This window comes from Caballeronia telluris, from assembly GCF_001544495.1.
Taxonomy (GTDB): domain Bacteria; phylum Pseudomonadota; class Gammaproteobacteria; order Burkholderiales; family Burkholderiaceae; genus Caballeronia; species Caballeronia telluris.
In genome coordinates, this window is sequence record NZ_FCNZ02000020.1 from 47270 (window position 1) to 60128 (window position 12859).

At 65.5% G+C, this 12859-nt stretch carries 13 protein-coding genes; 7 read left to right on the forward strand and 6 right to left on the reverse strand.

Annotation, left to right across the window (positions count from 1 at the left end):
* Nucleotides 1-243 precede the first annotated feature (243 nt).
* A complete protein-coding gene (locus AWB66_RS23150; protein ID WP_087632444.1) occupies nt 244-1410 on the forward strand; it encodes a metallophosphoesterase in 1167 nt (388 codons plus the stop codon).
* Nucleotides 1411-1675: 265 nt separating this feature from the next.
* Here AWB66_RS23150 and AWB66_RS23155 read toward each other — a convergent pair whose 3' ends face one another.
* Nucleotides 1676-2149: a hypothetical protein gene (locus AWB66_RS23155; RefSeq protein ID WP_125469773.1), complete on the reverse strand. Its 474-nt coding sequence runs from the start codon at nt 2147-2149 to the stop codon at nt 1676-1678.
* Nucleotides 2150-2456: 307 nt separating this feature from the next.
* On the opposite strand from AWB66_RS23155, the gene AWB66_RS23160 reads away from it, so the two are divergent.
* The 4 genes from AWB66_RS23160 (at nt 2457) to AWB66_RS23175 (ending at nt 6469) form a co-directional block, all read left to right on the forward strand.
* A complete protein-coding gene (locus tag AWB66_RS23160; RefSeq protein WP_235021208.1) occupies nt 2457-3176 on the forward strand; it encodes a GntR family transcriptional regulator in 720 nt (239 codons plus the stop codon).
* Nucleotides 3177-3257: 81 nt separating this feature from the next.
* Nucleotides 3258-4049, forward strand: a complete 792-nt coding sequence (locus tag AWB66_RS23165; RefSeq protein ID WP_087632446.1) for an SDR family oxidoreductase — start codon at nt 3258-3260, stop codon at nt 4047-4049.
* A gap of 20 nt (nt 4050-4069) precedes the next feature.
* A complete protein-coding gene (locus AWB66_RS23170; RefSeq protein WP_087632447.1) occupies nt 4070-5002 on the forward strand; it encodes a 3,5-dioxohexanoate:acetyl-CoA acetone transferase in 933 nt (310 codons plus the stop codon).
* A gap of 123 nt (nt 5003-5125) precedes the next feature.
* Complete coding sequence (locus AWB66_RS23175) at nt 5126-6469, forward strand: MFS transporter (RefSeq protein ID WP_087632448.1); 1344 nt, start codon at nt 5126-5128, stop codon at nt 6467-6469.
* Nucleotides 6470-6481: 12 nt separating this feature from the next.
* On the opposite strand, the gene AWB66_RS23180 is transcribed toward AWB66_RS23175, so the two are convergent.
* From AWB66_RS23180 to AWB66_RS23195, 4 genes are all read right to left on the reverse strand, one after another.
* Nucleotides 6482-7063, reverse strand: coding sequence for a hydrolase (locus AWB66_RS23180; RefSeq protein WP_087632449.1), 582 nt, complete (start codon nt 7061-7063; stop codon nt 6482-6484).
* Nucleotides 7064-7101: 38 nt separating this feature from the next.
* The gene (gene msrB / locus AWB66_RS23185; protein WP_087632499.1) at nt 7102-7614 is read right to left on the reverse strand and encodes a peptide-methionine (R)-S-oxide reductase MsrB; all 513 of its coding nucleotides are present in this window, start codon (nt 7612-7614) and stop codon (nt 7102-7104) included.
* Between the two features lie 76 nt (nt 7615-7690).
* Nucleotides 7691-8452, reverse strand: coding sequence for an ABC transporter permease (locus tag AWB66_RS23190; RefSeq protein ID WP_087632450.1), 762 nt, complete (start codon nt 8450-8452; stop codon nt 7691-7693).
* Complete coding sequence (locus tag AWB66_RS23195; protein WP_087632451.1) at nt 8449-9375, reverse strand: ABC transporter ATP-binding protein; 927 nt, start codon at nt 9373-9375, stop codon at nt 8449-8451. The genes AWB66_RS23190 and AWB66_RS23195 overlap by 4 nt, the downstream gene beginning before the upstream one ends.
* A 106-nt stretch (nt 9376-9481) precedes the next feature.
* Between AWB66_RS23195 and AWB66_RS23200 the strand changes: the two genes are divergently transcribed.
* Nucleotides 9482-9952, forward strand: a complete 471-nt coding sequence (locus AWB66_RS23200) for a 2,4'-dihydroxyacetophenone dioxygenase family protein (RefSeq protein WP_087632452.1) — start codon at nt 9482-9484, stop codon at nt 9950-9952.
* 91 nt (nt 9953-10043) lie between these two features.
* Entirely contained in the window at nt 10044-11015 is a 972-nt protein-coding gene (locus AWB66_RS23205; RefSeq protein ID WP_087632500.1) for an AraC family transcriptional regulator, read from the forward strand.
* An 18-nt stretch (nt 11016-11033) separates the two neighbouring features.
* Here AWB66_RS23205 and AWB66_RS23210 read toward each other — a convergent pair whose 3' ends face one another.
* Nucleotides 11034-12653, reverse strand: a complete 1620-nt coding sequence (locus tag AWB66_RS23210; RefSeq protein ID WP_087632453.1) for a 3-(methylthio)propionyl-CoA ligase — start codon at nt 12651-12653, stop codon at nt 11034-11036.
* Nucleotides 12654-12859 lie beyond the last annotated feature (206 nt).

Sequence of the window (12859 nt, forward strand, 5' to 3'; positions counted from 1 at the left end):
ATCGAAATATATCCGGCACGTTGAACGATCGGTATTTATACAGCGCGCGCCGTGCGAATGTCTATTGATACATGGAATTTCAAATTCCGAATAAATCGTTTCACGATGCGCGTTCAATGGATTGCAGTACGCGTTTCGAATGGGCGCACTCGCGGTGCCGCCAAGGTTTTGGGCGAACCGGTAGAATCGGTTCCATTCGGGGCACGACCGGCCGTCGCCCGTTTTCCTCCCCTTAGGCGCTCTATGCGACGCTCAGCGTTCTTTCTTCGCGTCATCGGTATCGGCATCCTGTTTCATCTCTATGTCGGCGTGCGGCTGATTCCGGCGGCGCCCGTCGGCGCGCCGTTGCGCTGGCTCGCGGCGCTCGTGCTCGTGGCTTCCGTGCTGCTGATTCCGCTCGGCATGGCCGCGCGCACGATCGAGCAGCAGCCACTTTCCGATCGCCTCGCGTGGATCGGTCTCATCACGATGGGATTTTTCTCGTCGCTGCTCGTGCTGACCTTTGCGCGCGACGTCGTGCTGCTCGCGATCCATCTCGTCGACTGGGCGCGCGGCGTGCCGATCGGCTCGCCCGCCTTCACCGCGGAGAGCGCGCTCGCCGTGCCCGCGCTGGCGGTGCTGTCGTCGGCGGTGGGGTTCTACAACGCGCGGCGGCGCGCGCCCATCGTCACGGTCGATGTCCCCATCGACGGCCTGCCGCCCGCGCTCAACGGCTTCACGATCGTGCAGATCAGCGACATCCACGTCGGGCCGACCATCAAGCGGCATTACGTCGAGCGGATCGTCGCGGCGGTCAACGGGCTCAAGCCGGACCTGATCGCGGTGACGGGCGATGTCGTCGATGGCGCCGTGTCGCATCTCGCCGACCACACGCGTCCGCTCGGCGAGTTGAGCGCGCGGCACGGGGCGTTTCTCGTCACTGGCAATCACGAGTACTACTCGGGCGCGGACAAATGGGTCGCCGAATTCCGCCGGCTCGGCCTGACCGTGCTGATGAACCAGCACGTCGTGCTGAACCACGACGGCGCGCGTGCGGTGGTGGCCGGCGTGACCGACTACAACGCGGGCAGTTTCGACCCGGCGCACAAGAGCGATCCGGCTGCGGCGTTGCGCGGTGCGCCAACGGACGCCACGGTGCGGCTACTGCTCGCGCACCAGCCGCGCAGCGCGCCGGCGGCCGCGGCGGCGGGCTATACGCTGCAGTTATCGGGACACACGCACGGCGGACAGTTTTTCCCATGGAATTTCTTCGTGCGCTTGCAGCAGCCGTTCGTTTCGGGTCTCGCCCGACTCGACGGACTGTGGGTCTACACGAGCCGCGGCACCGGCTACTGGGGACCGCCGAAGCGGCTGGGCGCGCCTTCGGAGATCACGCGTCTGCGGCTCGTCGCGGGCGTAGCGCGCGCGTAGGCCGGGAAGTACAAGGAGAAAAAAGAGTCCATCCGGCTCGCGCCGGATGGACGGAGAACGACGACGGGAAAGCGCCGAGGTACGACTTGCTCCCGCGTCTTTGCGCTCGAGGAGAGCGCCTCGCCGAGCGGCCCCGAGGCCTCGGGACTGAACGACGGCCGTCGGACGCCAAGCGGGGACTCGCCGTGCGACGGAACCGCTACGTTACCGACGCGCGATGCCGTTCGATACTGGAAAACTCCGACAAATCCGATTGAAGCGCAGCTTAGTTGACCGGCGCGGCGCCTTGCACGTCGACGGCCACGTGCGATCCGGCGGCAAACGACGCCGCGCGCGCCGGCTCGCGCGCCTGCACCGCCAGCTGCGCGCCCTGCGCGTCTTTCAGCACGACCACGCCCGAGTGGCTGTCGGCGCTCACGACCTGCGCCATGCGCGGCGCCTGCTCGCCGCTCGCGAGCGCCGTCAGCACGATGCGACGCGGCGTCGTGCCCGTGACGGGCGTACCGGCCTTGAGCGCGTCGAGGTTCTGCACGCCGGGCCCGACCTGCAACGCCGACGCGTTGCCTTGCGCATCGACGACGGTCACGACGCGCGTCGCCAGATTGACCGCCTTCACGTTGCCCGCGACCTGCATCGAAGCAACGCCGTCGAGCGTCGCGGCGCCGGGCGCCGCCACCGAGGCGACGGATGCGGAGGCGAGACAAGCGGCAGTAATAATCGAGGGGAGTGTGGGTTTCATGAATGGCTCCGTTGACTGGAAGATGGTTTGCATGGCGAATCCATTCGGCCAGCAAACGAAGGAAAGCGAAGAAAAGGCCACGAGTCTGTTTTTCGGGATGTTTCCTGTCAACGCGAGAAATCCGATTCACAGCGATTTTTAATTTCGAGATAAATCACCGCGCGGCGACGGCGAATTGAATGCCTTGATCCCGTGCCCCCGTGTTTTCCCCTAGCCCACGCGCATTGACTTGGCGACGCTGCCCGCTCAAACTTCGCAGAAGTGTGATCACAGGTCACATATCGCAGAACCTGGAGGCATTTTGGCAGTGGCAACCCGTTCCGTCCCGCAGTCCGTCCCGGCGCTCGAAGCCATCGCGCATGAAACGATGGCGGGCAAGGTGTATCAGCAACTCCGTGAAGCGATCATGAGCGGCCGCTTCGCGCCCGGCCAGCCGCTCAGCCTGCGCGGCGTCGCGGAAGCCGTCGGTTCGTCGACGATGCCGGTGCGCGGCGCGCTCACGCGGCTGCGGGCCGAAGGTGCGCTCGTCGACGGTCCCGGCCGCGCGATGACGGTCCCGCCGATGACCTTCGAGTTGATCGACGAATTGCGCGACGTGCGCATCGCGCTGGAAGGCTGCGTCGCCGAGCGCGCCGCTTCGCGCATGAACGACGCGCATCTCGCCGCCGTCCAGGCGATCTTCGACTCCATGGACGCACACGTCGAGGCCGGCGACGCCGCCGCGTACCTGCGCAGCAATTTCGCGTTCCATACGAGCATCTACCGGCATGGCGCGAGCGACATCACGCTCGCGACGATCCAGAACATGTGGATGCGCATCGGGCCGTTCCTGAACATGGTCGCGCCGGACATTGCGCACATGCGCCGTTCGATGGCCGCACACCGCCAGATCATCGAAGCGCTCTGGCAGCGCGACGGCGCGCTGGCGCGGGCGGGCATCGCGCGCGATATCGGCGATGCAGCCGACAACCTCAGCGAACGCCTGCGCGCGCAATCCGCCGACATGCCCCGGCACGCGGTCCGCTAGCCCAAAGCACGCGCCCCAAGGCGCCGTGCTTTTGAACACACGATTTGCATTGCTAATTATCCTAGGAAAGGAGAAACATCGATGGAAGCACTTCAACTGCTCACGCCGCGCGCCGGCTTGCGCGTGCTGATCACGGGCGGCGCGTCGGGTATCGGTCTCGCGATTGCAAAGGCGTTCGTGTCGACGGGTGCGCGCGTGCACGTCTGCGATATCGACGGCAAAGCTGTCGATGCTCTCGCGAGCGCCCTGCCCGCCGTCACCGGCACGCGGGCGAACGTCGCCGAAGCCGCCGATGTCGCGCGCGTCTTCGACGACGTGGAACGCGAACTCGGCGGCCTCGACGTGCTGATCAACAACGCGGGTATCGCGGGCCCGACGGGCGGCATCGACGAGATCGATCCGGCGGACTGGGAGAAGACCGTCGACGTCAATCTCAACAGCCATTTCCAGTTCGCCCGCCGTGCCGTGCCCCTGTTGCGTCAAGCGCCGGACGGCGGCGTGATGGTGTTCATGTCGTCGGTGGCGGGACGGCTCGGGTACGGCTTTCGCACGCCCTATTCCGCGACCAAATGGGCGCTCGTCGGCCTGGCGAAGAGCCTCGCGATCGAACTCGGTCCGGACAATATCCGCGTGAATGCCGTGCAGCCCGGCATCGTGAAGGGGCCGCGCATGGAAGGCGTGATCGCCGCGCGCGCGAAGCAACTTGGCCTGAGCTACGAAGAGATGGAAGCGCGCTATCTGGAGAAGATTTCGCTGCGCCGCATGGTGACGCAGGAAGAAATCGCGGCGAGCGTGCTCTTCCTCAGTTCTCCCGCCGGCAGCGCGATCTCGGGGCAGGCGCTGTCCGTCTGCCGCAACGTCGAAACACTCTGATCACCACTCGGAAACACGACATGGCTACCACTCGCAAAGTCATCATCACCTGCGCGCCGACGGGCGCGATCCATACGCCTTCTATGTCGCCGCATCTGCCCGTGACGCCCGACGAAATCGCGAACGCCGCGCTTGCGGCCGCCCGCGAAGGCGCGGCGATCCTGCACCTGCACGCGCGCGATCCCGAGGACGGCCGCCCGACGCAGGACCCCGCGGTCTTCGAGCGCTTCCTGCCGCGCGTGAAGGAACAAACCGACGCCGTCATCAACCTGACGACGGGCGGCAGCCCGCACATGACGGTCGCGGAGCGGCTAAAGCCCGCGCATCGCTTTCAGCCGGAAGTGGCGTCGCTCAACATGGGGTCGATGAACTTCGGTCTCTATCCGATGCTCGACCGCTTCAAGGACCTCAAGCACGACTGGGAACGTGAGCATCTCGCGAAGAGCCGCGATCTGGTCTTCAAGAACACGTTCGCCGACATCGAGTACATCCTGACTTCGTGCGGAGCGAACGGCACGCGCTTCGAATTCGAGTGCTACGACATCTCGCATCTGTACAACCTCGCGCATTTCGTCGATCGCGGGCTCGCCAAGGCGCCGTTCTTCGTGCAGAGCGTGTTCGGGCTGCTCGGCGGGATCGGGCCGCATCCCGAGGATCTCGCGCACATGAAGCGCACCGCCGACCGCCTGTTCGGCAACGACTATGTCTGGTCGATCCTCGGCGCCGGCCGCCACCAGATTCCGCTCGCGACGATGGGCGCCGCACAGGGTTCCAACGTGCGCGTCGGGCTCGAAGACTCGCTGTGGATTGCGCCGGGCCAGCTGGCGGAATCGAGCGCGGCGCAGGTCCGGAAGATCCGGCAGGTGATCGAAGGACTTTCGCTCGACGTCGCGACGCCGCAGGAAGCCCGCGCGATGCTGAAGTTGAAGGGCGGCGACAACGTCGCGTTCTGATCAGCCGCAGGCGCGATGAACCGCACGGGCGGGCCGCCGCGCCCGCCCTCGCCGACCGGCTGCCGGCCCATCGTTACGGCTTTCGCTCAAGAACCGCATCGCCGATCCAATTCGGGAGTATCCATGTCGAATCATCATTCATCCGCGCCACGCGCGTCGTCGCCGGCGCAGTCGTCGCTCAACAAGCTGCTGATCCGCAAGCTGATGCCGCTGCTCGTGATCGTCTACGTGATCAGCTTTCTCGACCGAACGAACATCGCGCTCGCGAAGCATTCGATGGGCATCGACCTCGGCATGTCCGCGGCGGCCTATGGCCTCGGCGCGGGCCTCTTCTTCCTGACCTACGCCGCCTTCGAGATTCCGAGCAACCTCGTGATGCACAAGGTGGGCGCGCGATTCTGGATCACGCGCATCATGATCACGTGGGGATTGTTGTCGATCGGCATGGCGTTCGTGCGCGGCGAGACCTCGTTCTACGTGATGCGGTTGCTGCTCGGCGCGGCCGAGGCGGGGCTCTTTCCGGGCGTGATGCTGTATCTCACGTACTGGTTCGGCCGTGAGGAGCGCGCGCGGGCGACGGGCTATTTCCTGCTCGGCGTGTGTATCGCGAATATCGTCGGCGGACCGCTCGGCGGCGCGCTGCTCGAACTCGACGGCGCGCTCGGCTTTCACGGCTGGCAGTGGCTCTTCGTGATCGAAGGACTGCCGGCGGTGCTGCTCGCGTGGGTCGTCTGGAAGAAGCTGCCCGACCGGCCGACCAAGGCGCCGTGGCTCGCGCGCGACGAAGCCGAGGCGCTCGAACGGCGTCTTGCCGCCGAACAGGACAGCCACGCGCCCGGCCGTGGTGCGCATTCGTTTGGCGCCTGCCTGCGCGACCGGCAGGTCTGGCTCGCGATCTTCGTGTACTTTTGCCACCAGCTCACGATCTACACGGTGATCTTCTTCTTGCCGGGGATCATCGGCGCGTCGGGGAAATTCTCGCCGTTCACGATCGGCCTGCTTTCCGCGACGCCCTGGCTCGCCGCAGCGGCCGGCGCCGCGACGCTGCCGCGCTTCGCGAGCAACTCGGCGCGAAGCCGGCGCATCCTGATCGGCGGACTGGTGGTGATGGCCTCGGGCCTTTTGCTCGCCGCCTATGCGACGCCCGCGATCGGATTGCTCGGCGTGTGCCTGTCGGCGTCGATGTTCTTCGTCGTGCAGTCGATCATCTTCACGTTTCCGTCGTCGCGGCTTTCGGGCAGCGCGCTCGCGGGCGGGCTCGGCCTCGTCAATTCGTGCGGGCTGCTCGGCGGATTCGTCGGACCGACGGTCATGGGCATGATCGAGCAGTCGACCGGCCGCGCGATGAACGGCCTGATCCTGCTCGCCGCCGCGCTGCTGGTCGCGGCGCTCGTCAGCGTGCGTTTGCGGCACGGCGCGGAAGAGCGCGCGCGGACCGTCGCGTCGCCGGCTCACAAGACGGTGTGAGCGCGGGCGGCGTCAGGCGAGCGCCGCCAGCACTTCTTCGGTCGAACGAATCCGCCCGATCCGCGGAAACACGTAACGGAAGGTGGATTCGTGCGTGTCGGCGTGCAGATCGCTCATCGCATCCTCGACGAAGATTTGCTGATAGCCGTGCTCGAACGCGGACCGCGCCGTCGACTCCACCCCGACGTGCGTCGCGATGCCGCCGAGCACGATCGTGTCGATACCGCGCCGGCGCAGTTGCAGATCGAGTTCGGTGCCGTAGAACGCGCCCCATTGCCGCTTCGTGATGACGATATCCGACGCCGCCACGCCGACCTCGGGACACAACTCGCTCCATCCGGCGGGTTCGGCGGCGGGCGCGGCCTGACCCGAATCGGTGATCGGGCGCAGACCGCCGGGCGCCGCCGGGAACGCGACCTTCACGAGCACCACGGGCGCGTCGAGCGCGCGAAAGCGATCGGCGAGCAGGCGCGCGTTGGCGAGCACGTCGGCGGCGCTGTTCGGCTGCACCGGCAGCGCGGCGATGCCCGCCTGCAAATCGATCAGCACGAGCGCGGTGGAATGACTTTGCAGCTTGAATTCGTCGATGGTCATTGGGAAACTGTCTCGCGTTTGAGCCGTGGCGGCGCCGCTCAGACCGCCGTCGGCGTAAAGACCAGCGCGACGCCGTTCATGCAGTAACGCAGTCCGGTGGGTTTGGGGCCGTCGTCGAAAACATGGCCTAGATGGCCGCCGCAGCGCCGGCAGTGCACCTCGTTGCGCTCCATGCCAAACGAGGTGTCCGTGCGCGTGGAAACGGCGCCGTCGAGCGGCTGCCAGAAGCTCGGCCAGCCGGTCCCGCTGTCGAATTTCGTCTTGGATGAAAAAAGATCGAGCCGGCAACCGGCGCAGGCAAACACGCCCGCACGATGCTCGTCGTTGAGCGCACTCGTGAACGGCCGCTCCGTGCTTTCCTGGCGCATCACCTTGAACTGCGCGGGCGTCAGCAGCTTGCGCCATTCGGCGTCGCTGCGGCTCACCTCGTAGACAGGCGGCGCGGCGTCCGCCGCCCGCGCGCTGCCTGCGCCGATCCCGCGCCACGCGTCGACGCCGCCCGCGACCGTCGCGGCCAGGGCGCCGAGAAAACTGCGTTTTGTGCCTTTCATGATGTCCACCCCGCTATGCCGGCCGGCTGCTGTCGTTCGTGCCGCTCGCACGATATCTGCCTGAGAGCGGCCGCGCCTACGTTTTGAGTCGATAGCCCGTGCGAAAGATCCACGCGACGATCACCGTGAATAATCCGAGGAATACGAGCGTCATCGCAAGGCTCACGCCGACGGAGACGTCCGCGAGTCCATAGAAGCTCCACCGGAAGCCGCTGATGAGATACACGACCGGATTGAACAGCGCGACTGCCTTCCAGAACGGCGGCAGGATCTCGATCGAATAGAAGCTGCCGCCGAGGAACGTGAGCGGCGTCACGATCAGAAGCGGAATCACCTGAAGTTTCTCGAAGCCGTCGGCCCAGATGCCGATGATGAACCCGAGCAGGCTGAACGTCACGGAAGTCAGCAGCAGGAACACGATCATCCAGACCGGATGATCTATCCTGAGCGGCACGAAAAGCCGCGCGGTCACGAGGATGATTAGACCGAGAATGACCGATTTGGTCGCCGCCGCGCCGACGTAGCTCACGACGATCTCCAGATAGGAAATGGGCGCGGACAACAGCTCGTAGATGGTCCCGGTGAATTTCGGGAAATAGATGCCGAACGACGCGTTCGAAATGCTCTGCGTGAGCAGCGACAGCATCACGAGCCCCGGCACGATGAACGCGCCGTAGCTGATGCCGTCGACCTGCGGAATGCGCGAGCCGATTGCGGCGCCGAAGACGACGAAGTAAAGCGATGTCGAAATGACCGGCGACACGATGCTTTGCATCAGCGTGCGCGCCGTGCGGGCCATTTCGAAGCGGTAGATCGCGCGCACTGCGTGGAGGTTCATCGTGTTTCCTTGACCAGGCTCACAAAAATATCTTCGAGCGAACTCTGCGTCGTCTGAAGGTCCTTGAACTTGACGCCCGCCTCGTCGATGTGGCGCAGGAGCGCGATGATGCGGCCGGGTTCGTCGTGCGCGTCGTAGGTATAGATCAGCTCCGACTTCTGCGCCGACAGTTCCATGCCATAACGTTCGAGCGCGTCGGGCACGCGGTCCAGCGGATGATCGAGTTGCAGCGTGAGCTTTTTCTTGCCGAGCTTCCTCATCAGTTCCGCTTTCTCCTCGACGAGAATGATCTCGCCACGGCTGATCACGCCGATGCGGTCGGCCATCTCCTCGGCTTCGTCGATATAGTGCGTCGTCAGGATGATGGTCACGCCGTTCGCCTTCAGCGAGCGCACGAGTTGCCACATGTCGCGCCGCAATTCGACGTCGACGCCGGCGGTGGGTTCGTCGAGAAAGAGGATGTCCGGCTCGTGCGAGAGCGCCTTCGCGATCAGCACGCGCCGCTTCATGCCGCCCGACAGCGTAATGATCTTGTTGTCCTTCTTGCTCCAGAGCGAGAGCGACTTCAGAACCTTTTCGATGCGCGCCGGATTCGGCGGCTTGCCGAAGAGGCCGCGGCTGAAGGAGACGGTCGCCCAGACGGTTTCGAAGGCGTCGGTGGTCAGCTCCTGCGGCACGAGCCCGATGCGCGAGCGTGCCGCGCGGTAATCGGTAATGATGTCGTGTCCGTCGACGTGGATGCTGCCCTCGCTCGGATTGACGATGCCGCAGATCGTGCTGATGAGCGTCGTCTTGCCCGCTCCGTTCGGGCCGAGCAGCGCGAAGATTTCGCCACGGCGGATTTCCAGATCAATCCCTTTCAGCGCCTGAAAGCCGCCCTCATAGGTCTTGCCGAGCTTCGATACGGTGATGATTGTTTGCATGGCGTGGACAATATCAGATACCGCCGAAACCGGCTCAAGCCACCCGTGCCTGTCGCACAATGACGCATTGCAACATCGCAAACCGGCCCTACAAGGAGTCAGAGCCATGCTGTTCGAACAGATCGAAACCGCCTGCATCAACGATGCCGACGTTCCCTGGGTGCCGTTCACGCCGTATAGCGAGAAGGTGCTCGTCAAGTATTTCAAGCTCGATCCGGTGCGCGGCGAGGTCATCGCGCTCCTGAAGGCGCCCGCCGCCGGACAGATGCCGATCCATCGCCACACGGGCACGGTGATCGTCTATACGGTTCAGGGGCGATGGAAATACCGCGAGCACGACTGGATCGCCGAGCGCGGAAGCGTCGTCTACGAGACGGCGGGATCGACGCATACGCCGCAGGCGCTTCCCGGCAACGAGGACATCGTGACGCTCAACATCATCCAGGGCGACCTGCTGTTCATGAACGAGCGCGCGCAGGTGATCGCCATCGAAAGCTGGAAAAGCGGCTGGGATCGCTATGCCGCGTATTGCGAGGCGAACGGCATCGGGCCGCGCGACCTGACGGCGTTTGCCTGAACGCGCGTTTCTCTCCCTGCGACTGTGACAAAATAGGCCACCTTCGGCCACCCTTGTCGCGCGCTTGAACCCGCTATCCGCCACTGTCCCGATCTCGGTCGTCAACGGCTTTTTGTCCGGCGCCGACCCCAACGCCATCGCGCGGCTCGCCGAGCGCTCGGGCATTGCGCACGAGTTGCTGCGCGAGCCGGCCGCGCGCGTGACGCAGGAGCAGTTCTCCACGCTCTATCGCCTGCTCGCGATGGAACTCGACGACGAAATGCCCGGCATCTTCAGCCGCCCTTTGCGCAACGGCACGCTGAAATATCTGTGCCTGAGCCTGCTCGACGCATCGAAGCTGGAGATCGCGCTGCACCGCTTCGGCCAGTTCTTCCATCTGATTCTCGACGACTTCCGGCTGCAGTCGGATCGCGACGGCGCGCTCGGCTACGTGGAGATGGCGGCGAATCCGCAGGGTCCGGCCGTCAGCGCGCTCGGGCACGAACTGATGCTCAAACTCGTGCATGGCGTCGCGTCGTGGCTCATCGGGCAGAAGATTCCGCTCGTCGAAGTGAACTTCCATTTCGCGCGGCCGGCGCAGGCGAGTGATCACCTCTATCTCTTTCCCGGGCCGATCCGCTTCGGCTGCGCGGCGACGCGCATCGGCTTCGACGCCGCCTGGCTCGACATGCCGATCCGGCAGCGCAAGCCCGATCTGAAGAAGTTCCTCGCGCGCGCGCCGGAGGACTGGATCTTCGTGTCGTTCGCGGAGCAGCTCGTCTGCCATCGCGTGCGGCAATATGTGGCGGACTGCCTGCCGGGGACGCCTGCCATCGACGACGTCGCGCAGCATCTGCACTTCTCGGTGCGCACGCTGTGCCGGCGGCTGGCTGCCGAAGCCACGACCTTTCAGGCGATCAAGGACGAAGTGCGGCGCGACATCGCGATCCAGCGGCTCACGCGCTCGGGCGACGCCATCGCGGAGATCGCCTACGACGTCGGGTTCGACAACCCGACTGCGTTTCATCGCGCGTTCCGGCACTGGACCGGAAGCACGCCGAATACGTATCGCCGGACGGCGTGAGCGCGGCGCGCCGGCCCATCACGCCGTGAAATGTCTGCCGAAGCGCTGTCGCAGCGCCATCTTTTGCAGCTTGCCGGTTGCGGTGAGCGGCAGGTCATCGACGAACACGACATCGTCCGGAATGCACCACTTCGCCACCTTCCCGGCATAGAAGTCGAGCAACTGCCGAACATCCACCGCGCTGCCCTCGCGGCGCACCGCGACGATCAGCGGCCGCTCGTCCCACTTCGGATGCGCGCACGCGATGCACGCCGCCTTCGCGATCTCCGGATGCGACATCGCGATGTTCTCCAGTTCGATCGACGAGATCCATTCGCCGCCCGACTTGATCACGTCCTTGCTGCGGTCCGTGATGTGCATGTAGCCGTCGGGGTCGATGGTGGCGACGTCGCCGGTCGGGAACCAGCCGTCCACGAGCGGCGACTCGTCGCGGCCGAAATAGCGCTCGGCGACCCAGTGGCCGCGCGCCATCAGATCGCCCGCCGACGTGCCGTCCCACGGCAACTCGGCGCCGTCGCCGCCGACGATCTTCAGGTCGATGCCGGGCACCGCGCGGCCCTGCTTGATGTCGATCGCCGCGCGCGCCGCCTCGCTCTTCGCGGCGTAGCCACGCGACGGCGAGCACACGGTGCCGAGCGGCGACAGTTCCGTCATGCCCCACGCATGCACCGCCTGGACGCCGACTTCGCGCAGCGCCCCCGCGAGATGCGGCGGACACGCCGCGCCGCCGACGACCGCGCGCCTGAACGTCGTGCTCGTCCTGCCCACGCGCCGCATGTAGTCGACGAAGCCGAGCCATACCGTCGGAACGCCCGCCGACATCGTCACGCCTTCCTCTTCGAAGAGCGTCGCCAGCGACTCGCCGTCGAGCTTCGCGCCGGGCAGCACGAGCTTCGCGCCGACGAGCGTCGCCGAGAACGGAATGCCCCACGCGTTCACATGGAACATCGGCACGACGGGCGAGATGGTTTCGATCGCCGAGAGCGCGAGCGAATCGGGCAGCGCCGACCCGTAGCACATCAGCGTGATCGAACGGTGCGAGTAGAGCACGCCTTTCGGCTCGCCCGTCGTGCCCGACGTGTAGCACAGGAGCGCAGCGCGATCTTCGCTGAAACGCGGCCACGCGAAGCCGTCCGCAGCGGGCGCGATCAGCGTCTCGTAGCTCGCGAGCGGCACGGCACCGTCGCGCGGCAGCGCCGTTTCGTCGCACAGCATGATCCACTTCTCGACATGCGGACAAAGCGCGGCGATCTGCTCGACGAGCGGCAGGAACGACGCATCGAAGAACACGAAGCGGTCGCGCGCATGATTGACGATGAAGACGATCTGCTCGGGAAAGAGCCGCGGGTTGATCGTGTGGCACACCGCGCCGATCCCGCTTGCGCCGTAGTACAGCTCCATGTGCCGATAGCCGTTCCAGGCCAGCGTGCCGATACGGTCGCCTGCGTCGATGCCGCTTGCGATCAGCGCCTGCGCGAGCTGCATCGAGCGCGCATGGCAGTCGCGGTACGTATAGCGGTGAATGTCGCCTTCGACACGCCGCGACACGATCTCCACGTCGGCGGAGTGGCGCGCCGCCTGTTCGAGTATCGACGACAGCAGCATCGGCGTGTTCATCATCTGGCCCAGCAGTTCCATGGCTCGTCTCCGTTCTCGGGCGGCGGTCGCCCTGGTGTGTATGGCATGTGCGTCCCGATTCTAAGGAACGCGAGCGCAAACCGAAGTTGCAGTCCCGGCCGATTGATTGACAAAACCAGCCAAGCGACGCCGCGCGCCGTTGGCACCTACGGGTGATCCCTTAGGGAAACGGTGCGCGGCAGGTTTTGTCAATCAATGGGCAGGTT